This window comes from Paraburkholderia sp. J69-1 (assembly GCF_905220255.1).
In the GTDB taxonomy this organism is placed as follows: Bacteria; Pseudomonadota; Gammaproteobacteria; order Burkholderiales; family Burkholderiaceae; genus Paraburkholderia.
This window is the reverse complement of the sequence record NZ_CAJMZG010000002.1, coordinates 222,669-245,298: the sequence shown is the minus strand read 5'-3', so window position 1 is coordinate 245,298 and position 22,630 is coordinate 222,669. Positions and strand designations below refer to the sequence as shown.

Genomic DNA, 22,630 nt, shown 5'->3' with positions numbered 1-22,630 from the left:
AGCCCCGTGTGAGGTGGGGAAAGTGGCGATGCTAGGTCCAGGCGTAGATTAACAAGCGCCTTTACCCTAAAAAATGTAATCGATTACCTATCGTAAACACTGATTTGGCCATCTCAGGGTCAAATCGGTTTCTGAAAGAGGTGGAGCATGAGCGCAGTCGAGCAACAGGCAGTTCAAGCCGGCGTCGAGGAGGAGGCACGCGCGGGTGGCAAGTACATGGTTGTCACCCCAGAGACCGAGGAGAGCTATTGGCAGCCGCAGCCGGCAAACGGCCATGCATCGGTTCACGTTGCCCCGCACCTTGTTCCGATGGACCGGCCGTTCTCGGCTGGTACGCAAACTCTTCCTCCGGGCGGTGTGGTCCGAAAACACTCACACGATGCGAACGAGGAAGTGCTGCACTTCATTTCCGGCTCGGGAAAAGCAGTCTTGGACGGCACGGAATATCGCCTGGGTGCTGGTACGACGCTATTTCTCGGCAAGTTGCGTACGCACACGTTTATCAACGACGGCGACACCGACCTGCACTGGGTGTGGTTCTTCGTGCCTTCGGGGCTTGAAAATTTCTTCCGCGACATTGGCCGTGAGCGTAAGCCGGGCGATGCAACCCCGGAGCCATTTGGCCGTCCCGAGAACGTCGCCGAAATCGAGGCGCGCACTGTCTTCGCGACGGGCGCGGACCAAAAGTGATTGCGGAAACGAACAGCAGCGCTATCCACTACGACGTGTCAGGCGATGGGGATGCTCTAGTTCTCATCTCCGGGCTCGGTGGACTTGGTGCTTTCTGGAAGCCGGTCGTCCCGCTGCTCGCAGAGCGCTTTCGCGTCGTCACGTTTGACCATCCGGGTGTAGGTAAAAGCCCGACCCGTGTCGGTCAAACGATTCCAGGTATCGCAGAGGCGGTGCTGGCAGTCATGGACCGGGAGCAAATCAGGACTGCTCACTTCGTTGGTCACTCTACTGGCAGTCTTGTGGCGCAGACGCTTGCATTGGACTACGCCGAGCGTTGTGAGCGTTTGGTGCTGAGTGGTGGTTGGGCTCAGGTGGACAAACGCTTTCGTGACCTGTTTGCGTTTCGTCGTTTCCTGCTCGAGAACTGCGGTGCTGCTGCCTACAACGCGCTATCGCGTATTGGTGGATATGACGGCCGTTGGTACAGCGACAACCTGGCTACTGATTCCGCACCGGACTTCTCGCTTGCTCAGGAAGCGGATGTCGCGACCATCGTAAAGCGTCTCGACATGCTGCTTGCCTACGACCGTGTTGCAGATTTGCCCGGATTGCATAAAGACGTTCTGGTCATTGGCGCGGCGGACGATTTTATTGTCCCGTTCTACAACTCCGAAGATTTGGCGCGATTGATTCCGGCAGCGGAACTCAAACAGTTGGATGGCGGCCACTTTTTTCCGCAGGTCCATCCAAAAGCATTTGCGATGTCTGTAACGTCGTTCCTGGAGCGTAAATGAACACTTCCACCATTTTGGACGCAAAGCCCGGCGTGGCCGGCGACTCTGCTGATGCAGCCTCCTCGGAACAGCGCATCGCGATTATCGGAATGGGGGCGATGGGGCGCCGCGTGGTGTCGTCTTTGCGTGCCGGCCCGTTCGGTCGCATCGCAATTGCAGGTCTCGACCCCTATGCAGACGCTAATGCGCTCAAGGTTGACCTCGGTGTTGACCTGTTCGCGAATTTGGATGACTTGATGGCATGGGGGCCGACGGTTGTCGTCGAGTGCGCTGGCCATACGGCCGTCGAAGGCGTTGTTGCTCAGTGTCTTGAGCGAGGCGTCGACGCCATTGTCGCCTCGGTTGGTGCGCTGTCATCGGATGAGTTGCGCGCTCGCCTGCATCAAGCGCAGGAAATCGGCGGCTCCGAGCTCATCGTGGTGTCGGGCGCGATTGGTGGTCTAGATGCGCTGAGCGCCGCCCGCGGCAGCGGCATCGAATCGGTGACGTACGTCGGACGCAAGCCTCCCCGCGCGTGGAGCGGAACTCCCGCGGATGGTGAATTCGACCTCGCGGCAATCGATAAGCCTACAGTCATCTTCGACGGTACAGCCGCCGAGTCTGCCCGTCTGTACCCGAAGAACGCGAACGTAACAGCAGCGGTGGCTATTGCCGGCATCGGGTTCGACAAGACCCACGTGACGATGATGGCCGACCCGAGCGTCAATAAGAACGTCCACGAAGTCGAGGCGAAAGGCCCGTTTGGGCAATTGAACATCCGTCTCGAAAACAACCCCCTACCTGACAACCCCAAGACGTCGTGGTTGGCAGCTCTCAGTATTGAAGACGCAATCCTGCGTCGTCTTCAGCATGTAATTTGAGTGAGGATTCAAATGCGACTCGAAGGAAAGATTGCCCTGGTGACCGGGGCCGCCGCTGGTATCGGTGAAGCAACGGCGGAATTGTTCGCCAAAGAAGGCGCGTACGTTGTTATCGCCGACCGCAACTATGAACTGGCGAAGGCCGTCGCTGAGAAAATCGGCGACAAGGCGTTCGCAGTTCAGGTGGACGTAACAAGCGCCCAGCAGGTCAAGGAAATGGTCCAAGCCGCCGTCGCGAAGTTTGGTGGCCTCGACATTCTGGTCAACAACGCGGGTATGGGTACGCGCGGCAGCGTTGTCACCATCGAAGAAGATGAGTGGGACCTGCTCATCGACGTGAATCTGAAGAGCGTGTACCTGTGCTCGAAGTTCGCGATTCCCGAAATGGTCAAGCGTGGCAAAGGCTCGGTCGTCAACCTCGCGTCGACGGTATCGGTCGCGGGCATTCCCGACCGTGCTGCTTACTGCGCCGCGAAGGGCGGGGTTGCGGCGCTGACCCGAGCAATGGCGATGGACCACGCAGAAACGAACGTTCGGGTGAACAGCGTTGCCCCGGGCGTTACTTGGTCCAAGTACTACGACCAGATGCTCAAGGAAGTTGCTGACCCGGAAGCTTTCGTCGCAGCACTCAAAGCGCGTGCGCCGGTGAACCGTTACGCGTCACCCGACGAAATCGCTACCGCGATTCTGTACCTTGCATCGGACGAATCTTCCTTTGTGACGGGTTCGATGGTCACGGTCGACGGCGGCTATACCGCTCGCTAACGAAAGGTTGCGCCATGATTTATGAACTGCGGGAATACACGCTTGATGTGGAAAACGCGCCGGCTTATTTCGAGCTTTTTCGAGATGTCGGCATGCCGATTCGAGGAAACGACTATGGCCGTCTGGTCGGTAACTGGACGGTCGATGGCGAGTATGTGAAATTCGTTCACATTTGGGAGTATGAATCGCTTCTGGACCGAGCGCAAAAGCGCTCCGCTCTGGGGCAGGTCGATGCCTGGACTCGCAGTTTTCTCCCTGAAGCGGCAAAGCGAGTGTCCTCGCAGTTTTTGACGATTCTGAATCCCGCTGGTGGCCGAATTCATTCAGCGCAGACTGCTCACACACCTGAGCCTGACGGACGCGTACTGCACACGCTGCGCTGCCGGCTCGGTACGGCGGCACGTGTCGCTTCTGCCATTGAAGTTGGGAGTACGGCGCATTACGACGGTATCTGGATTGGCGAGTTTCCCGACCCGAACACGGTGTATGTGCTCGGCGACGAGCATTCTGTGCCGGCTGGGAATGGGGAACTGGATGAGCTCGGCGTCACCTATGCTGCCTCACGAAAAATTTCTGCAGGCCCGTACCGTTAGGTCAGGGCACTAATCCGAGGGCGTGCGAGTAGACCAATATCTGTACCCAACCATGCGTGAGGTCCCCTACACCTCACTTTTGCGCGCAGAACGTTCGCGTCCTGCGCGCTTTTTTTTCAGGATGATTGATTGATGCGAATCGCACAAATTGCCCCGCTTCATGAGGCGGTCCCACCGAAATTGTATGGCGGTACGGAACGCGTGGTCTCTTATCTTACTGACGCATTGGTAGACCTCGGACACGACGTTACCCTGTTCGCAAGTGGTGATTCGGTGACAAAGGCGAAACTTCACCCGTCTTGGCCGACTGCCCTGCGTCTGGATAGGACGATTCGCGACACTAACGCCCCCCACTTCCTGATGCTAGAGCACGTGCGCCGCCTCGCGGACGAGTTCGACATTCTCCATTTTCACCTTGACTATTTGCCATTCCCGCTCTTCAGCGAGCTTGGTATCCCATTTGTGACAACGCTTCATGGTCGTTTGGATTTGCCGGAAATTCACCCAGCGTTCAAGCGGTTTCCTGAGGCGCCACTGGTCTCCATCTCCGATGCACAACGGTTGCCGATGCCAACGGCAAATTGGGTATCCACCGTGCCGCATGGGCTTCCTTCTGACCTATTGACCGCGCTGCCGCATACGAAGGACGGCGCATATCTTGCGTTCCTCGGTCGCATTTGCCCAGAGAAGGGAGTGGACTCCGCAATCAAAATTGCCGCGGCGACAGGAATCCCGCTCAAGATTGCCGCGAAGGTGGACAAGGTCGACGTCGAGTATTTCGAACATGACATTAAGCCGCTGCTTTCGACCTGCGATGTTGAGTTCATTGGGGAAATCAACGAGGCGCAGAAGCCAGCTTTTCTTTCCGGAGCCCGGGCGCTGCTGCTTCCGATTGACTGGCCGGAGCCATTTGGCCTAGTGATGATTGAGGCGATGGCGTGTGGTACGCCAACCATCGCATTCCGGCGCGGCTCAGTTCCCGAAGTCATCGACCACGGCATAACTGGCTTCATTGTCGATGACGTGCAGCAAGCTGTACAGGCAGTCGCACAACTTGCGGAGCTCTCGCGGGAGGAGATTCGCAGCCAGTTTGAACGACGCTTCACGGCGGAGCGTATGGCGAGCGACTACGTAACGACCTACAACGCATTGGTCAAGAAGTCATCCCTGGAAACCAGAAATGGACTCTATAGCGTATAAGGCATGCGAGAAGCGGACCGCCAAACCGGAAGCTAGCATCGGGCCTAGGCAGGTATTTGCAACGAAGGTTGCCTTTCTTGTCACTGGCGTTGGCGTCTCTGCATGGGCGCCTCTGGTGCCCTTTGCAAAAATGCGGCTCGGAATTGGCGATGCGACGCTTGGACTGTTGATTCTTTGTCTCGGCGCGGGTTCGGTTGTCTCGATGCCACTGTGTCACCAGATTATCAAGCGCCTCGGCGCGCGAGCTGTAATCTTGCTCGGCGTTCTCATGGTTGCGGCTGCACTTCCCTTGCTGGCTTACACCACCACCGTGCCAACTATGGCTGCCTCGCTTTTGTTGTTTGGGGCGGCGGTTGGCCTGCTTGACGTGTCTATCAACGTGCACGCACTTCTTGTTGAGAAGGGAACCGGGAAGGCGCTCATGTCAGGTTTCCACGGATTTTTCAGCGTAGGCGGTATCGCTGGCTCCGTTCTTGGCAGTGCGCTGCTTTCAGCAGGTGCGACGCCGCTACTTGTTGCTTGTTCTGTTGGAGTTGCTGTTTTGATGCTCACGGGGACCGCAGCGAAGGCATTGCTTCCGGATAGCATGCGAGGAGATGAGAGCGGCGGCTTTGCGCTTCCTCACGGCACTGTCGTCGCTATGGGATTGGTTGGCCTTTGTGTGTTCCTTGTCGAAGGCGCAATGCTGGATTGGAGTGCATTGTTTCTAACAAGCACAAAATCCTTTCCGGAGCGCTTGGCGGGACTGGGCTACACCGGTTTCGCCGTTGCAATGGCGGTCGGTCGTCTGCTCGGTGACGCATTATCCCGTTATGTCAAATCGTCCGTGATTGTGGCCGCCGGAGGCATTACCGGTGCTGCTGGTATTGGGTTTGCGCTTCTTGCGCCTTCCGGCCCGCTTGCAATTGTGGGCTTCCTGCTGACTGGTGCTGGGTGCGCGAATATCGTTCCGGTTCTGTTTAGTGCTGTTGGCCGCCAGAAGGCCATGGCGCCAGGGGCTGCTGTTGCTGCCTTGACAACGATGGGTTACGCGGGCGCTCTGGCCGGACCTGCGGCAGTAGGTTTTGTCTCGCACGCAGTTGGATTGAGTGCTGCGTTTGGGCTGCTTGCCGGGTTACTCGTACTCGCGGCGCTGGGTGGCTGGCTTCTTTTCAAGGACTCGTCAAAGCATCACTTGCACACCCATCTAAGCTGAAAACAGAGCGTGTCGACCAGAATGCAAACCTGCTCGACACGCTCAATAATCGTTGCATTAAGAGCCTTGACGAATTCCTTATGGAGAGGTCGTCAAGGTTTTTTGCTTAAAACCGATGGCGCATTCCTACGATGGCCATAACTTGCGAGCTTGCTCCGGACGCAACGTCGAACGAGCCGATTACCGCCTGTGCGGGACCGTCGCCATTGCTGCCGCTGGCATGCTGATAGCCGGCCATCACGTAGACATCCGTGCGCTTACTCAACAAGTAATCGGCCCCGACGTTAACCTGATGATACTTGGCCGACGTGTCGCCGTTTGCTTTCGTGTAGTTGTACCCAGCAATTGCGGAGAAGGCTGAAGTGACCTGCCACAGCGCGAATACCGAGCCGCTATGGTACTTCTCGTTTTCGCCAAAGGTCGACGACGCATCTGCGACATAGTCCGAGAAGCTGTAGGCCGCTCCGACCGTCACTGGTCCAATTACATACTGACCACCCACGCGAGCAATGTTGACAGCGCGAGCGCTCGCGTACGCGGAATTGACCGGGCTGTTGAAGAGCGTGTCGGCCGAGGTCGTGCCACGCGTCGTCGCCTGCGCGTTGCCGTTGTCGATGTGGAGATAGCCCGCGGCAACAGAGAATGGGCCTTGGGCATATGCAGCGCCGACGGACCACGTCTGTCCCGAGCCAGTCGCGCCCGCGACGCCGCCGAATCCATACATAGCTTCCAACGTCACGCCGCCCCAGCTCGGGCTTGTCCATTTCGCGGTGTTGTTGAATCGCGCGCTGCTGTCGTAGTTGTCGACATCACCGGGCGAGGCAAAAAAGCCCGAGAATTGGTCCGCAGTAATCGGCTGTACAAGGTCTGACAAAGGGTCGTACTGACGGCCGAACGTCAACGTACCAAATTGCGTGCTTGCAAGTCCGACGAAAGCCTGGCGGCCAAAGAGACGATTGTTTTGTTGGGCGATACCTGTGCCAGTATCGAACCCGTTTTCAAGCTGGAAGACAGCTGCGAGGCCGCCGCCGAGGTCTTCGTTACCTTTGAGGCCCCATTCGCTTTGGGACAGGTTACCCGAAGACATTTTCCACTGGCTCGAGTGACCGTCGCTGTTATGCACGTATGCAAGACCCGTGTCCACAATCCCGTAGAGGGTTACAGAACTTTGCGCATGGGCGGAGAACGACAGCATGCTGGTTACTGCGAGGGAAATTGCTGACAGCGTAATCCGGTTCATGATTTTATAAAAATTTAGGTAGACAAAGGCCGCGCGCTCAAAGAGCGCGGCCACTTCAAAACAACAAGGGAGAAAACACGGTCGGCACATCAGATATTCCCAAGTACAACTTACGTTTCTGGATAAAAAAAACCAAAAACCTTGGGAAGACTCCTTCCCGCGAGGTGGGAATCGCGGGAAGGGAATAGACCGTTAGAGAGTGTGTTACTGATGTGCCGTCAGGTTAGGGGCGAGCGAGAGTCCCCGGCGGCGATTGACGAAGTAATAGAGTGCACCCGGTACGAGCAGGCTCGGAATCCAGCTGACGTCAGCGCCAATGAGTTTCGCGAAATAGCTGTGATAGAACGACATGTCCATAAAGGGAACCTGTACCAGAACCGCGACCAGGAAGATGATGAGTGTCGACCAGTTGTATTTCCCGTAGATGCCGTTCTCGTTATACATATCAGGCACGCTATATTTACCCTTGCGCACGAGGTAGTAGTCCACGAGGTTAATCGAGCTCCAAGGCACAAGGACGTAAATCTGGGCAACAAGAATGTCGGAGAAGTAGTCGTTGAAGTGGTATTGCGTGCCGATTGCAATTGCGGTAGCGATGACAGCAATGAGCGCCATGATAGTGAATTTCATGGTCTTGCTGACACGTGCCATGCCTTTGAATCCGGTGAAAATGGTCGTCGACGACATGTAGGCGCTGTACAGATTCAGCACGTTGATTTCGAGAACGCCGAGCACGATGATGATGAGGGCGGGACGCGACCAGCCCGAAAAGAGGCTCGCGAGACCGGTGCCCGGGTCCTTCGTTACGTCAGCGATGCCGCCGGCAAGGATGGCGCCGAGAATCATGACGAGGGTGGAGCCGAGAGCGTTGCCGATGTAGCTGAACCAGAAGGTCTGCTTCGTAGAGATGTTTTTCGGCAGATAGCGCGAATAGTCAGCGACATACGGACCGAAGCCAAGTGTCCACGAGGCAGCTTGCGCGACGACGAGCATGAATGCGCTATTGACGTAGCCGTGCGTGCTGGCCGAGAACGCATGGGCGGCGAATGGCTTGTGGAACGCGACGAAAGCCGCGGCGGCGAAGATGAGACCCGAGAGGGCAGACATCCACGCACCCATGCGGTGAATCAATTCATACCCGATATAGCTAATAATCAGTGTCAACACGCCGAAGACAATGATGGCAGTGTTGTCCGACATGTAAAAGATTGACTTGATGGAGTCTCTCATCACCACGCCGTTGGCGGCCGTGAAAAGGATATATGAGATGACAACGATGAACAGCGGGATACCAGCGCCGAATACACCGAATTGTGCGCGGCTTTGAATCATCTGGGGAATACCCAGGTGAGGGCCCTGCGCCGAATGGCCGGCCATAAAGACCGTGCCAATAAGGTTGCCCAAAATCAGGCCAACGATAGTCCAGAACACGCTAAGTCCGGCCGCCACACCAAGGGTGCCGACGACGAGTGTGGTGACCTGCATGTTGGCGCTAAACCAAATCGTGAAGAGACGGCTTGGTTTGCCGTAACGCTCATTCTCGGGGATGAATTCAATACTTCTGTTTTCGATGTCCATCGCGTCCTCGCAAGGGTAAAAAGCGCAAGCCGGTCAGCTCTCGCATCCGGCTGAATGCATATGGCGCGAAACTCGGACGTCGGACCGTACCGATGCTTCTGCGGCATGCGTAAACTGTAATCCTTTACATTCCAACATCAATGCGGGGTTTCCCTATCGCAGTTCAAAAAAATCCCCTAAATTCACGGTGATGTATGATGTTTGAAGGCTTCGTTAGAGATGCATCTCTGGTCTTTTTAGGAGTTGACCGAGGTACTTAGGTGTTAAAAAAGTAAAGGATTACATTAGCTTAAGCATCATTCGTGCCACCTCTTGGGAGGCCTGCTGGATATGGGGAGGGCGTACAAGCGCAACAAATTCCAGTGGCGCAATCGCGCTGGTTCGCCCTGGATGGGTGCGTGATGGGCAATCTTGGGGCGGCGCTGTGCACCGCTGCCCGCGCAACGGTGGGAGGCGCCGTGTTTAAATCATGTCTGTGGCTCAATCCTCCAGATGTGTGGAGCGTCGAGGATGAGAGTCTGCGAGTTCGCACTGTGGCTGGGTCGGACTTTTGGCGGGAAACGTATTACGGCTTTACGAGGGACTCTGGGCATTGCTTCGCCCTTGAGGTTGTCGGAGACTTCACTGCGCAGCTGCTTGTACGCGCGAATTTTCGGGAGCTTTATGACCAGGCAGGCCTGCTCCTGCGAATCGACGAGTCGCACTGGCTAAAGGCGGGGGCGGAATATAGCGATGGTCAGACGTTGCTCGGTAGCGTGCTGACCGATGGGAGCTCAGATTGGGCTACCGGCACGTTAGCTGACTGTTCGAAGGGCTTCTGGATGCGGCTGGGGCTGAGCAACGGAGTGGCGCGTGTGCAGTATTCTCTCGATGGCGAGCAGTGGCCGATGCTCCGCCTTGCACGTTTTCCCGTTGCGGAGCGCTACATGATTGGCGCGTACTGTTGCACTCCCGAAAGGGAGGGGCTCGAGGTGGTCTTCTCGGAGTTCAAGGTCAGCAAGCCGTTAGGTCGCGCGCTACATGATTTGCGATAGCAGTGCCTCCAGCCAAAGTCTGTCTCGGATAGGGTGAGTCTGCCAGGCGCTTGCGCCTGGCAGATGTTTCAAGCCTCTTGAGCCGTCATGATTGCTGCGGTCGCATCCCGTGCGGGTGGAATGCTTGTGGAGTCACGCACGACCAGCTTGGTATCGAGTCTGACGGACGTGATTTTCTTGCGGTCATTCAATGCACCCAGTATTGACTGGGCAGCGTGCAGCCCCATTTCTGGCGCCGGAACTGAGATTGTCGTCAACGGAGGCTCAAAAATCGTTGTGTAGTCGTCGTCGTCGAAACCGGTGACGGAAATGTCCTCTGGCACCTTGAGTCCGAGTCGGCGGCATTCAGCGACTGCGCTAAAGGCGAAGATGTCGCTGTTGCAAACGACAGCTGTGGTGCCCGGAAACTCATCGTGAATTTGTCGCATCGCTTCACCGCCGCGAAAGACCGCGGAGCCGTAGCTCTTTTCAATGACGTGGCACGCGTCGCCTAATCCGTGGGCTTTGAGCGTGTCCTCAAATGCCTGAATCCTAGCTTGCTGCCGGTCATTGCCTCGCACCGGGCCCGCAATCATGACCATGCGCTTATGGCCGAGGCGCAATAAGAATTCGACCATCTGTTTCGTCGCGGCGTAGTTGTCGAAGCCGATTGACGGGAAATGTTCGTCGTTGGTGAAGGAGTATGTCGAAACGCATGGAATGTCTTTGTCCACGAGGTATTCTCGCAGGCGTTCGTCATCGATACGTCCGACAAAAAGGAGTGCCTCTGCGCCCTTTTCGACGAGTGCGCGAACTTGCTCGAACATGTTCGTGTTGTCGAAGCCGGTGGTCAGCACGAAGACGCTGTATCCCGCCGCAGACATCTTCTCTTCAAAGCTGTGGACAAGACGCGCAAAAATCGAATAGTCCAGTGTCGGGATGACAGCCCCGATGATGTGCGTTTTTTGCAGCCGGAGAGCTTTTGCTGATGGATTTGCGCTGTAGCCGAGCTTCTGTGCCACGGCAAGAACCTTGTCTCGCACTTCCTCTCGAACGAGGTGCGGCAAGTTGAACGCCCGCGACACAGTTGCGACTGAAACGCCTGCCGCTTTGGCGACATCGGTCACGTTGGCTTTCTGTCTAGGTTTGTTCATTTTCAAGTTCCATAAACCCTGTCTGGCCGTAACGACACCTCGGCGCCTGTGCATACAAAAAAGAAAACGATTACTTTCAGTATGTTGCGCGTACTATTGCTCGAAGGTCAAATGCTGACTGAGGTAATTTACCGTTTAAAAACAAGGTCGTGAGCGCTGGCTCGCGACGTGGCGTGAACAGGTGGCTAGGTATTTTTCTGCAACACACTGGCGAGACACACTGCTATCATACCCGTGATAGTTGGTTTTTTACAGAAAAAAGACCCGCTAGATGTAACGAGCATAGAACAAGGAAAGGTGTTTCGGCCCCGTCTGGCTTGGTTTGTGCGCGCAGTGTGGAGTCTGTAACCCTTTTCAGTAAAGGAGCAGGTCGATGCGTTGGAAGAATGTCTACCAAGTGGTGGACTGCCACGCCGAAGGCGAGGTTGGCAAGGTGCTCACAGGAGGCGTCTTCGACGTCCCGGGCGAGACCATGTTCGACAAGCGCAACTTCCTGATGCAACACAGGGACGACATACGACGTTTATGTCTGCTTGAGCCACGTGGTTCAGTAACGGACACTTTGAGCATTGTGCTCCCAGCGACGCATCCGGAAGCACAGCTAGGCTTCGTATCTGCGACAACTACTGAATATCCGGTCATGTCCGGGTCGAACGTGATTGCCCTTGCGACTGTATTGCTCGAAACCGGTATCTTGCCAATGAGCGAGCCGCGTACGGAATTTGTGTTGGAGGCCCCAGCAGGCCTCATCCGCGTTAGTTGCCGTTGTGTAGCGGGCAAGGTGCAGTCCGTTCGCTTTACGAACCAGCCGTCGTTCGTTTACCACAGCGATGAACGCCTTGACGTTGATGGACTCGGCCTCATCTCCGTCGACGTAGCCTATGGTGGCGAGACCTTCGTATTGGTCGATGCGGCGGCCATTGGTTTGGCTTTGGAGCCCAGCGAAGCTCGAGAACTGTGTGTCATTGGTGAGGCAATCAAGTGCGCTGCGAACAAGCGTCTGCAAGTACAGCATCCGATGAATTCGCAGTTGACGGGGATTGGCCAGGTTCAGTTCATGGGGCCGGTCGTTCGCGATGGTTCGAGTTTAAGTTCGCGCAATGCCGTTGTGTTATCTCCGGGGCGGTTGGACCGCTCGCCATGTGGCACAGGGACTAGCGCTAGGCTTGCGCTGATGTACGCGCGAAACGAAATAGCCGTGGGGGACACGTTAATTCATGAGTCGCTTATCGGGGCTCGCCTTGAGAGCCGGATTGAGCGTGCTGTTATGGAAGGGCCTCAGTCTGGGGTCGTGACGAGCGTAGAGGGGCGCGCGTGGATAACGGGATTGCATCAGGTCGGAATGGACCCGTCGGACCCCTTCGGTGCAGGATTTGCTTTGCATGATACTCATGCCTGGGGGCCAGGCGACAGAGGTCGGCATTTTTTTTGAACTTTCTAGTAATCGATTACAGGGGTAAATTATGACTCGGCGTTATGAGCTCTTCGTGGATGGCAAGTGGACGGCAGCAAGCACTGGCCAATTCATCGACCGTGTTTCGCCCGCGCACGGCGAAATCCTTGCTTCGTTTTCTGCCGGTAGCGCGGAGGACCTGTCGAATGCTGTAGCTGCCGCGCGTGCACGCTTCGATGATGGAAGCTGGTCGCGCTTGCCTGGCGCCGCGAGAGCTGCGCTCATCAATAAGTGGGCATCGCTCATCGAGCGTGACCTCGAAAAGCTCGCGAAGATTGAGGCTGAGGAAGTTGGCAAGCCCATTCGCTATGCCCGGGCAGAAGTCGGCGGTAGCGTAGACTTGGCTCGCTATGCAGCTTCTCTCGCATGGCAACTGAGCGGCAACGCATATACAAACCTCGGCGATGACAAACTCGGGCTGGTGACGCGCGAAGCTCGCGGCGTTGTCGGAATGATTGTGCCGTGGAACTTCCCGCTGGTTACGTTGTTCCAGAAGTTGCCGTTCGCCCTGGCGGCGGGTTGTACGACCGTTATCAAGCCTTCGGAGCTCACCTCCGGTACCGCTCTCGAAGTTGCCGCACTGGCAAAGGAAGCAGGCATCCCTGATGGCGTCATCAATGTCGTCACCGGCACAGGCACCGCTGTCGGTGAGGCGATGTCGACGCACCGCGACGTTGACATGATTTCGTTCACCGGCTCGACTGTGGTGGGCAAACAAATCGCGAAAAACGCCGCGGACACGGTGAAGCATGTTGCGCTCGAACTGGGCGGTAAGGCTGCGAACGTGGTATTTGCGGACGCGGACCTCGATGCAGCGCTCGACGGCGTGCTTTTCGGCACTATTCTGAATCAGGGCGAAGAGTGCGTTGCCGGCACGCGACTTCTGATTGAAGAGTCAGTCGCAGACGACTTCGTTCGCAATCTGGTAGAGCGTGCGAAGAAGGTGGTCGTGGGTCTGCCGCTGGATGAGAAAACCGACGTGGGCGCGCTGATTCACGAGCAGCATATGAACAAGGTGCTCGATTACATCCGCATCGGCAAGGAAGAGGGTGCCCAGTTGGCGGTTGGCGGCAATCGCGTCACGGCGAACGGACTGGAAAATGGCTTCTTTGTCGACACGACGATTTTCACGAATGTGACGCCCCAGATGCGCATTTTCCGTGAAGAAATCTTCGGGCCGGTGCTCACGGTTACGACCTTCAAGACTGTCGACGAAGCCGTCGCACTCGCAAACGACACTAACTACGGTCTTGGTAACGGGCTGTGGACGAAGGACATCGACAAGGCCATCGCGGTGTCGCAGCGTCTGCGTAGCGGTACGGTCTTCGTGAACACGTATCTTGAAAGCGCTCCGCAGATGCCGTTCGGCGGCTTCAAGGAAAGCGGCGTCGGGCGTGAAAACGGTCTCGATGGGCTCCTCGAATACACTGAAGTCAAGTCGACCTTCGTGAAGCTTGGAAAGCGTACGCCGGTTCTGCCAACGACGGTTGTCGGCAACCACTAAGTGAACGCCGGGGCGCTATTCGTATCGTAGGTCCCAAAAATATAGCGACAGAGGCATGGAGGCGGCACAAGACGATGGCTTGTGTCGCCTCCAAACGTGAGAGTGAGATGAAGCTTAAACGGATGGTAAACGTGGTTGGTGTTCACACCGGCGGCGAGCGCAATGACGTCATCACTGGTGGCGTCCTGAACGTTCCCGGTGACACGATGTTCGACAAAATGAAGTACCTGGAGACGCAGGGGGATGACCTGCGGAAATTTCTTCTCCAGGAACCGCGAGGTAGTGTCACGCAATGCGTGAATCTGGTGCTACCGTCCTCGCACCCAGAAGCTGATGCCGGCTTCGTCATCATGGAAGCCGAATACTACGTTCCAATGTCTGGCAGTAATACCATCTGCACGGTGACCGCGCTGCTTGAGACAGGCATGTTGCCCATGCAGGAGCCGTACACAGACGTGACACTCGAGGTCCCCGGCGGCCTCGTGCGCGTTCGTGCCGAATGCAAAGACGGAAAATGCATGAATGTCACGTTCTCCAACGTGCCTTGTTTCGTCTTCGATCTCGATGTTCCCGTTGACGTACCTGGAATCGGTCAGTTGACGGTTGACGTTGCTTATGGTGGCATGATTTACGTGCTCGTTGATGCTCAAGCTCTAGGCTTCAAAATTACTCCCGACGAAGCAGGCAAGCTTGTCGAGGTGGGCGAGCGAATCAAGCGCGCCGCAGCCGAGCAGTTCCCGGCCGTACATCCAGAAAATCCGGAAATCCACACCATCAATCAGACGCTTTTTGCTGGTCCAATAGAGCGTACTGAGCAAGGGCTGACATCCCGCAACGGCGTGATTGTCTCTCCAGGTCGTCTTGACCGTTCCCCGTGCGGGACAGGTACGAGCGCGCGACTCGCGGTGATGCACGCGCGCGGCCAAATTCAACAGGGGGAGCGGTTTCTCCATCGGTCGATTCTCGACACCGAATTCTATGGCGAAATCACCGAGACGCTATCGATTGGCGGAAAGCCGGGAATTCGTCCGAGCATTACCGGTAGCGCGTGGATTACCGGTTTCCATCAATACGTCCTCGACTCGACGGACCCTTTGCCGACGGGCTACACGTTGAGCGACCTCTGGCGTAAGCCGGACTGAGTATCAGGCAAGCTGAGACTCTCACCGAACTTGTATTGCTAGCTGCGGCCGCTTCGTTGAAGTGGCCGCAGTTCGTTTATGTCGCCTACTCTTGGAGTTTCTAGGGGAAATAAAAAAGCAGTAGATACGTAACAATTATTTTGCATAACTAACGGGGTTAAGAATGTATGTCTGGAGACGATTGAGTTTGCGTACGCGTTTGCTTCTTGTCGTTGTGACCATGGTAGCTACGGGCTTCGGTTCAACAATCGCAATTCTCGCAGCGCGTGCAGCGTCCATGCAGGAAAGCGTTGTTGGCGACTACTCTGTTGCGCTTGCTAGCCGCGAGGCCGATAACGTCGCTGAGCAATTCAATAGTGCGCTCCGTACTGCGGAAACGGTCGCATCAACCTTCGCGACACTTCAGAAAACGGGACATGCGGAGCGTGGAGTTGCGGATGCTGTGCTTGAGTCTGTCGTCAGAGCTCATCCGGAGTTTCTCGGAATGGCTACCGCGTGGGAGCCGGATGCATTCGATGGAAAGGACGCTGAACACGTAAACGATGATGACAATGCTCGAGCAATACATGGACGATATGCAGCAGCGGCATCGTGGAACGCCAAACGGGAAATTTGGCTCGAACACATTGGAAGTTTCGAATTGCCGACTGACCCAAATGGCGGTGAGTGGTACGTCAAGCCGAAGTCTTCGCTGAAGCCTGCGATAGTGGAACCGTACACCTATCCTATCGACGGGAAGGTGATGCCTATGACGACGGTTTCTGCTCCAGTCATGGTTGACGGCCGATTCCGCGGCGTTGTCACCGTAGACATTCCGCTCGATAAGCTACAAGCCAAACTGAATGCAGTTCATCCTTATGGAACAGGCTATGTGACGTTAGTATCAAACGGCGGCACGGTCATCGCAACGCCCGAACCAGGGAAGCTGGGCGCACATCAAGATGCGATCCCCTTACCTGATGCCGTAGAAGGCGGCGAAGTGGAAACGGACGTGTTCAGCAACCACCTGAAAGCAGTGGTTCGGCGCGTCACAGTACCGGTTGAGATTGTCGGCACCGGAACGCCGTGGAGTTTTGCGCTTTACGCCCCACTGGACCAGATACTCGCTCAGGTCAAAAGTCTGGAACGAGTTGCGTTGATTCTTGGTTCCGTCAGTGTTCTCGCGGTGTGCGTCGTGCTAGCACTAGCGTTGCAACGTATGGTCATGCTTCCGGTTGGTGGGGAGCCGGCCGAAGCAGCGACGTTGGCGCTAGCTGTCGCAGACGGAGATTTAACTTACCGGTTAAGCGCGGCTCCAGCTCGACCAGATAGCGTGCTTGGCGCAATGTCGACTATGCAGGCGAACCTACAGCGCATGGTCGGAGACGTCGGGCAGGTAATTGAAAGTGTGGCCGTCGGAGCCTCTGAGATTTCTAAAGGTAACAATGACCTATCCGTCCGAACCGAGCAGCAGGCAGCTGCTTTGGAGCAAACATCCGCGACACTCGAGCAATTAGCTCAGACGATAGGCAAGAATGCGGACGACGCGGCTCACGCGGATGAGCTTGCCCGTGGGGCGACTTCGCAGGCAGAAATGGGCTCGACGTCGGTGGTCAAAGTACAAGAGATGGCATATGACATGGCACAGGACGTCGAGAAAATGTCCTCCATAATTGCGATAATTCAAAGTATCTCTTTTCAAACTAATATTCTCGCGCTCAACGCTGCAATCGAGGCTGCTAGAGCCGGTGAGCAAGGTCGTGGATTCTCTGTGGTCGCAAATGAAGTCCGACAGCTTGCTCAGCGCAGCAACACTGCGGCGAACGAAATCAAAGGGCTGATTGAGCTCGCAATCTCAAAGAGCGCTCAGTGTGCGACGCTCGCTGCCGAAGCTGGTACGTCAATTGGGAGTCTTTGCCAGTCCGTGAATCGCGTCACTTTGTTCATGACTGAAATTGCGCGTGCGTCTAGGGAGCAAAGTGAGGGCATCGAGCAAATAAATCGTGCCGTAGCGCAGATGGACACCTCAACTCAGCAGAATGCCGCTCTCGTTGAAGAGTCTGCGGCAGTGGCTGCAGCGCTGAAGGACCGCGCCGCCGAATTAAGCTCAACGATGGTGGTCTTTCGGCTTTAGGAATTGCATAACGAACAGCGCTTCAAGGAGGCGCTGGCTGTCGCATTCGTGAACGCTGTCCAAGACGTCATCACTTGTTCTGATGCTGAAAAAAGTAAAAACGGCGGTGAACATCACTGTTCACCGCCGCAACCACCCGCGCTGGAGGTCCCGCTCCGGCGCAGTTCGCGTGGACTTTACGCTACCTTGTAGTAGTCGGCCTTCGTAGCAGCTCGTTCGCGGCGGCCGCGCATGCTGTCCGCGATTTTCTCGGCCATCATGATGACAGGCGCATTCAGATTACCGCTGACGATTTCCGGCATGATGGACGCATCGACAACACGGACGTTGTCAACGCCGTGAACTCGGCCTTCTGCGTCGACCACAGCATCGTCGCCTTCGCCCATGCGACATGTGCAACTCGGATGGTAGTTCGTGCCGGCCGTGTCGCGGAGATAGGCGAGAATTTGTTCGTCTGACTTGATGCTAGAGCCGGGCGAGACTTCTTCACCACGCAGACTAGCCCACGCTTCCTGACCGACAACATTGCGGATTGCTTTGACCGCTGCAATTGCGTCGCGCTTGTCCGTTTCCGTTGAAAGGAAGTTGAACACGAACTTCGGCGGTGCGAGCGGGTCTGCACTGTCAATCCAGACCTTGCCTTCGCTGGTCGGACGCATGAGGCTGAAGAAGTACTGGAAGCCATTTTCCAGCTTCACGTTGCCGTGCTGAAATTCTCCGAGCATCGGGATGAATTCGAACTGCACGTTCGGGACCTTAATGTCCTTCTGTGTGCGGATGAACGCGCCGACTTCAAAGAAGTTGGTTGCACCGAGGCCAGTCTTGAAGAATTTCCACATCACGCCCAACTTCAGTTTGCCGAGCGCAGTAAGCTCACGTGCGGCTGAGACATTCTGCGTCGCACGATACTGGACGGGCGCAGCGAGGTGGTCCTTCAAGCCTTTGCCAACGCCCGGCAAATCCGACACTACGGGAATCGAGAGCTTACTCAAATCTGCGCCGCTACCGATACCGGAAAGCAGCAGAATTTGTGGGGAGTGAATTGCGCCGCCGCACACGACCGCTTCGTCCGACACGCCGATACGCTTCGTTTCTTCGCCAATGCGAACCTGAACGGCAACAGCACGCTTGTTCGCGAACTCGAGCTTTAGAACGCGTGCGCCGCTCCAGACATGGAGATTATCGCGGACTGGGAAAGCGTGAAGATATGCACGCGACGTGCTCCAGCGCAGACCTTTGTGCACGTTCCGCTGCGTGATATGCACACCTTCCTGCCGGAAACCATTGTGGTCCTCGACATGCGGCAGGCCGGCTTGCTGGCCAGCTTGTAGGAACGCGCGGTAAAGCGGGTTATCTGCCTTGCAAGTCTCGATGTGCATCGGGCCGTTGCCGCCGCGGTAGTCGTTGGCGCCCTTATCGAACGTTTCGGCCTTGCGGAAGTATGGGAGAACATCCGCATAGCTCCAGCCTTTGTTGCCCAGCGCTTCCCAGTTGTCGTAGTCCCACGGATTGCCACGAACCCAGTTCATGCCGTTGATGGACGATGAGCCGCCCAACACACGACCACGCGCTTCGTAGATTTTGCGGTTGTTGAGGTGCGGTTCGGGTTCGCTGTGCAGGTACCAATTGAACTTGTCGTCCATCAGGGGGAAACCCAAAGCCGCGGGCATGCGGATGAAGGTGCTGCTGTCCTTCGGGCCGGCTTCGATGAGCAACACACGCGAACCCTTGTCCTCAGCCAGACGGCTGGCGACGACGCTACCTGCGGAACCAGAGCCAATCACCACGTAGTCGTACTCGCTACGGATGGACCGACCATGAATGTCTTGCATTTGAAGCCTCCAGATTTCTGAAAATAACCGCACTTGCGAGAGTCTGCGTCTTTGGCGTCGTGGGTTCGCGAACACGCAAGCGCACGTAACTGCTCGATTTGGTTGAATTCTATGCCGTCGAAAAAAACCTGTAAAGGATTACATTCGAAGGCCTGACCAGGGTTTTCCTTAGCATATGGCTGCAAGTCCCTTGGGGACAGCAGTTCAGAAAACAGGGCTTAAACAAAGGAGTAGCGGACCTGGTGCTGCTCAACGCCCTGAGACCGTAACTAGAAATCTCATAATGTAAAAGATTACATTTTCTGGTGGTAGGGGAATATAGCTAGCAGCCGGTAAAATTACGTGGATAAACACACTCAAGTCGGGCTACAAACGCGGCGTGCGAGCGCTTCGCAAAGCGCTGTCAGTCCAGATAATCCATGCGTATATTGGCCATCTATTCTCTAGCGGCTGTCGCGATGCTCACCGCTGCCGCTGGAGCGCGCGCGGACGAAGGCTTATCGAGGCCCGGGCTACACGTCGAGCGTGGCTTCGACGCGGAAGACTCTCCTCGTGGCAATCCATCTCCGAAACACGTCTTGAGGATTTCCGTCGATAAGGCGCCTTCGATGGCGCTTGAGATTCGCCTCCGGACACGGCCGGGTGCTTCGGGCTGTAAGTTCGCTCGGCGTGGCTTGGCGAGGCTGCCTGGATTTCATCCGGTCATCACGGATGTGTACACCATTCCGGACGGGACGCAACATGCCGAGCTCAGGCTCGCTGTTGATGCCTACGCATCCAAAGACTGCCGCTGGGCCGCCACAGATGTTGGCGTTCGGGTGAGCCAACCTGCGATTGACGGAGCAGCCTTTGGCGACACATTGGACTGGAAGTTTGGTCCTCAAGGTGAGACGGATGCCGAAGTCATTGCGAGATGTGCACGCTCAGCACCCGCTCGGAATGCACGAACGTTGTTGGCATGTGCCTTAGAGTCGCCAAGCCATCAAGCGGCGGAATTAAGCCGTGCTGGTGGGCGTCTTAGCCTTCGCTTCTCAACAGGCGAGTGATTTTTTCCGATGCCCTTGGCCGCTTTGCTCCAGATGCCTGACAGGTCTAGGGCAAATCGCGCGCGAAGATTGCCATATAGAAGTCGATAAATGCGCGGACTTTGGAGGAAACGGTCTTTTTTCGAGGGTACACGGCCCACACACCTGGCGTTGCTTTGGTCAGCTGGACGTCCCAATCTGGCAGCAGAGCGGATAGATGCCCGTCCACAAGCGATTGTTTGCACGCCCACGCAGGGAGAAGGGCGATACCGTGGCCATTGTTTGCAAGTTCAAGCAATGAATCTGTATCGTTGATACGTAAGCGTCCCTTGAGCTCGACGGAAACCTCTTGAGGAGCTTGGTCCTTCGCTCGCTTTACGAACACCCATCGGTCATCGGATGAAAGGGAGAATCGGAGCGCTTCGTGTTCAGCCAAGTCTGAGGGGGCCGCAGGACGGCCACGTTTGGCTATATAGGCGGGGCTAGCGCAGACCACATGTCGGTGGGCGGTAAGTTGCCGCGCCATCAGCTGAGAATCGGGTAGTGCGCCCGTCCGTACGGCGAGGTCGACTCCCGTATCGACAAGATTGACGACCTCATCTGTCACGAGGACATCGACATCAATTTTAGGAAACCGTGCCATGAACGCGGGCAGGTGAGGGACGATGTGTCGGCGTCCAAAGGACGAGGGTATTGTGACCCTTAACAAGCCTCGCGGTGAGTGATTAAGTGATGACGTTACCTCACGGGCTTCGTCTAGGCTTCTCATCACCAGAACTGCCTGCTGGCGAAATACCCGTCCGCCCTCGGTCAGCACGAGTCCACGGGTGGAGCGGTTGAAGAGTGCAATCCCAAGGTCTTTCTCGAGTTCGGTGATATAGCGTGAGACTGTTGAAGTTTTCACCCCAAGCCGTTCAGCGGCTTTGCTGAAACTTCCGCACTCCGCAGCGTAGAGAAAGGAGCGAATGCCAGCGAAGTAGTCCATTGTCAGAAGGAGCGTTGGTAGGCGCCGGTCATACTCGGCTAATCGGACTCGCTGTTATCTTCGCCGCGCCAGCGGTGCGTGTCGAGCATTCGGATGCAGTCGTCAAACGAAATCCTGAGTTTTTTCACGATTGCGATGAATTGATGCGCTTCTTCGTCGCTCAGAACGCCAAATACTGTGTCGTTTGCAAAGCGTCGCATTGGTGCGACTTTGAGGATTAGGTCCATCCCATTTTCGGTGAGGCTGAGTAGCATGCTACGCCGGTCGTAGTCACTTGTGACTTTACAGAGGTATCCCCCCTTGACCAGCTTGTTGGATTCTGACGTGACGAAGGGGCTTGATACTCCGAGGTGGGTGGCAATTTGGCCGACGCTCGAAGAGCCTTGCTCACCGACCAGGCTCAGGATGCTGAACTGAGGAGGCGTGATGCCGAGATAAGTCGCGTACTTGGCGCGGACTTCGAGCATCGCCGCCGACGCAGACGTGAAGTCGTACATGGCTTGACGGAAATGTCCGTCTGCTCCCCTAACAAGCATCGACTTCAGCGACGTACTCAGAGGGGGGAAATCTCCCCTCGCAGTACGGTTTGAGCCTTCGCGGTGCTTGACCTCGTCGTTCTCGTGGTTATTGGCGTTTCCGCGTTTTTGGTTCGGTTCTTTAGGCATTTGAGGTCGTGCTGAAGAAGAGCTACGGCAATTTTACCCTCTCGAGCGGCGCCGAGAATGGGTAGCCGCTCGACCAAAGCAACGTCCCTCCATCGAGTCAGTAACATGGCGAATCGAGACAATTTTGGCGTCTTCTTGATTCGCATCCGATTCCGAAATAAGTAGCCAGCGCGTGCTGTCAGCGCCTTGCAAAACCCGTACTGACTTCGATAGCAGCAACGTTAGTTGGGCGGTCGAACGGCTCGGGTGCGGCTTCACCCGGTGTCCGGTTTTGGCCGACGTTGCGGAAAAAGGCCTCAAGGCCGGAGGGAATGTAGAGCCATGTCCAATGCATGTCGACATCTCCGTCGTTGATGAACATATGGGAGCGCAATTTGCCGAGGAACAATGTTGAACCAGCAGCGAGACGGTACTCGACTCCATCGAGAACGGCTTTTCCCGAGCCGGAAATGAAGTGCAATACCTCCTCGTTTTCGTCGTGCGAGTGTTGGCGGACGACGCCGCCCGGCGGGAGTGTTTGCGTACCGAACGAGAATGGAATCGACATTGGGACGAGATGCGGAGCGACGTGGACGGATGCGTATCCGTTCGCCGGTTGTGGCTGCCAGTAGCTTTCCTCGCCATCAGGGCTGACGACCAGGTATTTGCCACTTTCGCGAGCTTCCGCGTGAACGGCATGGTGATTCAATGGCATCGGGATGGCTGATTGCGACATGCTACGACCTCCTGGTATGAGGTTAGGTTGGGCTGGAGACTATGTGTAACTAAATTATGTAATTTACTTATATAATAGGTCGACTGCTTCCGCGCCGCAAGTGCTTCGATTTGATTTCGGTCAACGGAGCGT

19 protein-coding genes are annotated in these 22,630 nt (G+C 56.2%); 12 read left to right on the top strand and 7 right to left on the bottom strand.

Going from position 1 to position 22,630, the window contains the following annotated elements; translation table 11 throughout:
- The first annotated feature begins 147 nt into the window (after positions 1 to 147).
- From U5A67_RS04245 to U5A67_RS04215, 7 genes are all read left to right on the top strand, one after another.
- Positions 148 to 690, top strand: a complete 543-nt coding sequence (locus tag U5A67_RS04245) for a cupin domain-containing protein (RefSeq protein ID WP_321813180.1) — start codon at positions 148 to 150, stop codon at positions 688 to 690.
- Positions 687 to 1,466: an alpha/beta hydrolase gene (locus tag U5A67_RS04240; protein WP_321813179.1), complete on the top strand. Its 780-nt coding sequence runs from the start codon at positions 687 to 689 to the stop codon at positions 1,464 to 1,466. Before U5A67_RS04245 ends, U5A67_RS04240 begins: the two co-directional genes overlap by 4 nt.
- The gene (locus U5A67_RS04235; RefSeq protein ID WP_321813178.1) at positions 1,463 to 2,326 is read left to right on the top strand and encodes an aspartate dehydrogenase; all 864 of its coding nucleotides are present in this window, start codon (positions 1,463 to 1,465) and stop codon (positions 2,324 to 2,326) included. The genes U5A67_RS04240 and U5A67_RS04235 overlap by 4 nt, the downstream gene beginning before the upstream one ends.
- A gap of 12 nt (positions 2,327 to 2,338) precedes the next feature.
- Positions 2,339 to 3,091 carry an SDR family oxidoreductase gene (locus U5A67_RS04230; protein ID WP_321813177.1) on the top strand — a complete coding sequence of 251 codons (753 nt, stop codon included), beginning with the start codon at positions 2,339 to 2,341 and terminating at the stop codon, positions 3,089 to 3,091.
- Positions 3,092 to 3,105: 14 nt separating this feature from the next.
- On the top strand, positions 3,106 to 3,684 hold the full coding sequence (locus U5A67_RS04225) for an NIPSNAP family protein (protein ID WP_321813176.1): 579 nt from the start codon (positions 3,106 to 3,108) through the stop codon (positions 3,682 to 3,684).
- Between the two features lie 132 nt (positions 3,685 to 3,816).
- Positions 3,817 to 4,884 (top strand): glycosyltransferase family 4 protein, encoded by a 1,068-nt coding sequence (locus U5A67_RS04220; protein WP_321813175.1) that lies wholly within the window; start codon positions 3,817 to 3,819, stop codon positions 4,882 to 4,884.
- Positions 4,865 to 6,079, top strand: coding sequence for an MFS transporter (locus U5A67_RS04215; RefSeq protein ID WP_321813174.1), 1,215 nt, complete (start codon positions 4,865 to 4,867; stop codon positions 6,077 to 6,079). Before U5A67_RS04220 ends, U5A67_RS04215 begins: the two co-directional genes overlap by 20 nt.
- Positions 6,080 to 6,185: 106 nt before the next feature.
- Here the strand turns inward: U5A67_RS04215 and U5A67_RS04210 are convergent, their stop codons facing one another.
- Entirely contained in the window at positions 6,186 to 7,319 is a 1,134-nt protein-coding gene (locus tag U5A67_RS04210) for a porin (protein ID WP_321813393.1), read from the bottom strand.
- A 204-nt stretch (positions 7,320 to 7,523) separates the two neighbouring features.
- The gene (locus tag U5A67_RS04205) at positions 7,524 to 8,897 is read right to left on the bottom strand and encodes a cytosine permease (protein WP_321813173.1); all 1,374 of its coding nucleotides are present in this window, start codon (positions 8,895 to 8,897) and stop codon (positions 7,524 to 7,526) included.
- Between the two features lie 401 nt (positions 8,898 to 9,298).
- On the opposite strand from U5A67_RS04205, the gene U5A67_RS04200 reads away from it, so the two are divergent.
- A complete protein-coding gene (locus U5A67_RS04200) occupies positions 9,299 to 9,931 on the top strand; it encodes a DUF1349 domain-containing protein (protein ID WP_321813392.1) in 633 nt (210 codons plus the stop codon).
- Positions 9,932 to 9,999: 68 nt separating this feature from the next.
- Here the strand turns inward: U5A67_RS04200 and U5A67_RS04195 are convergent, their stop codons facing one another.
- The gene (locus U5A67_RS04195) at positions 10,000 to 11,064 is read right to left on the bottom strand and encodes a LacI family DNA-binding transcriptional regulator (protein ID WP_321813172.1); all 1,065 of its coding nucleotides are present in this window, start codon (positions 11,062 to 11,064) and stop codon (positions 10,000 to 10,002) included.
- 373 nt (positions 11,065 to 11,437) lie between these two features.
- Between U5A67_RS04195 and U5A67_RS04190 the strand changes: the two genes are divergently transcribed.
- From U5A67_RS04190 to U5A67_RS04175, 4 genes are all read left to right on the top strand, one after another.
- Positions 11,438 to 12,496, top strand: a complete 1,059-nt coding sequence (locus U5A67_RS04190) for a proline racemase family protein (RefSeq protein ID WP_321813171.1) — start codon at positions 11,438 to 11,440, stop codon at positions 12,494 to 12,496.
- A 55-nt stretch (positions 12,497 to 12,551) separates the two neighbouring features.
- A complete protein-coding gene (locus U5A67_RS04185) occupies positions 12,552 to 14,021 on the top strand; it encodes an aldehyde dehydrogenase family protein (protein ID WP_321813170.1) in 1,470 nt (489 codons plus the stop codon).
- Between the two features lie 107 nt (positions 14,022 to 14,128).
- Positions 14,129 to 15,163 (top strand): proline racemase family protein, encoded by a 1,035-nt coding sequence (locus U5A67_RS04180; RefSeq protein ID WP_321813169.1) that lies wholly within the window; start codon positions 14,129 to 14,131, stop codon positions 15,161 to 15,163.
- A gap of 181 nt (positions 15,164 to 15,344) precedes the next feature.
- A complete protein-coding gene (locus tag U5A67_RS04175; RefSeq protein WP_321813168.1) occupies positions 15,345 to 17,276 on the top strand; it encodes a methyl-accepting chemotaxis protein in 1,932 nt (643 codons plus the stop codon).
- 176 nt (positions 17,277 to 17,452) lie between these two features.
- On the opposite strand, the gene U5A67_RS04170 is transcribed toward U5A67_RS04175, so the two are convergent.
- The 4 genes from U5A67_RS04170 to U5A67_RS04155 form a co-directional block, all read right to left on the bottom strand.
- Positions 17,453 to 19,108 (bottom strand): choline dehydrogenase, encoded by a 1,656-nt coding sequence (locus U5A67_RS04170; protein WP_321813167.1) that lies wholly within the window; start codon positions 19,106 to 19,108, stop codon positions 17,453 to 17,455.
- Between the two features lie 1,092 nt (positions 19,109 to 20,200).
- Positions 20,201 to 21,118, bottom strand: coding sequence for a LysR family transcriptional regulator (locus U5A67_RS04165; RefSeq protein WP_321813166.1), 918 nt, complete (start codon positions 21,116 to 21,118; stop codon positions 20,201 to 20,203).
- Between the two features lie 38 nt (positions 21,119 to 21,156).
- Entirely contained in the window at positions 21,157 to 21,783 is a 627-nt protein-coding gene (locus tag U5A67_RS04160) for a MarR family winged helix-turn-helix transcriptional regulator (protein WP_321813165.1), read from the bottom strand.
- A 178-nt stretch (positions 21,784 to 21,961) separates the two neighbouring features.
- Positions 21,962 to 22,498, bottom strand: coding sequence for a cupin domain-containing protein (locus U5A67_RS04155; RefSeq protein ID WP_321813164.1), 537 nt, complete (start codon positions 22,496 to 22,498; stop codon positions 21,962 to 21,964).
- Positions 22,499 to 22,630 lie beyond the last annotated feature (132 nt).

Excerpts from the sequence above, each read along its gene's own strand:
- U5A67_RS04245 (WP_321813180.1), top strand. The coding sequence starts at position 148 with ATGAGCGCAGTCGAGCAACAGGCAGTTCAAGCCGGCGTCGAGGAGGAG.
- U5A67_RS04235 (WP_321813178.1), top strand. The coding sequence starts at position 1,463 with ATGAACACTTCCACCATTTTGGACGCAAAGCCCGGCGTGGCCGGCGAC.
- U5A67_RS04230 (WP_321813177.1), top strand. The coding sequence starts at position 2,339 with ATGCGACTCGAAGGAAAGATTGCCCTGGTGACCGGGGCCGCCGCTGGT.
- U5A67_RS04225 (WP_321813176.1), top strand. The coding sequence starts at position 3,106 with ATGATTTATGAACTGCGGGAATACACGCTTGATGTGGAAAACGCGCCG.
- U5A67_RS04220 (WP_321813175.1), top strand. The coding sequence starts at position 3,817 with ATGCGAATCGCACAAATTGCCCCGCTTCATGAGGCGGTCCCACCGAAA.
- U5A67_RS04215 (WP_321813174.1), top strand. The coding sequence starts at position 4,865 with ATGGACTCTATAGCGTATAAGGCATGCGAGAAGCGGACCGCCAAACCG.
- U5A67_RS04210 (WP_321813393.1), bottom strand. The coding sequence starts at position 7,319 with ATGAACCGGATTACGCTGTCAGCAATTTCCCTCGCAGTAACCAGCATG.
- U5A67_RS04205 (WP_321813173.1), bottom strand. The coding sequence starts at position 8,897 with ATGGACATCGAAAACAGAAGTATTGAATTCATCCCCGAGAATGAGCGT.
- U5A67_RS04200 (WP_321813392.1), top strand. The coding sequence starts at position 9,299 with ATGGGCAATCTTGGGGCGGCGCTGTGCACCGCTGCCCGCGCAACGGTG.
- U5A67_RS04195 (WP_321813172.1), bottom strand. The coding sequence starts at position 11,064 with ATGAACAAACCTAGACAGAAAGCCAACGTGACCGATGTCGCCAAAGCG.
- U5A67_RS04190 (WP_321813171.1), top strand. The coding sequence starts at position 11,438 with ATGCGTTGGAAGAATGTCTACCAAGTGGTGGACTGCCACGCCGAAGGC.
- U5A67_RS04180 (WP_321813169.1), top strand. The coding sequence starts at position 14,129 with ATGAAGCTTAAACGGATGGTAAACGTGGTTGGTGTTCACACCGGCGGC.
- U5A67_RS04170 (WP_321813167.1), bottom strand. The coding sequence starts at position 19,108 with ATGCAAGACATTCATGGTCGGTCCATCCGTAGCGAGTACGACTACGTG.
- U5A67_RS04165 (WP_321813166.1), bottom strand. The coding sequence starts at position 21,118 with ATGGACTACTTCGCTGGCATTCGCTCCTTTCTCTACGCTGCGGAGTGC.
- U5A67_RS04160 (WP_321813165.1), bottom strand. The coding sequence starts at position 21,783 with ATGCCTAAAGAACCGAACCAAAAACGCGGAAACGCCAATAACCACGAG.
- U5A67_RS04155 (WP_321813164.1), bottom strand. The coding sequence starts at position 22,498 with ATGTCGCAATCAGCCATCCCGATGCCATTGAATCACCATGCCGTTCAC.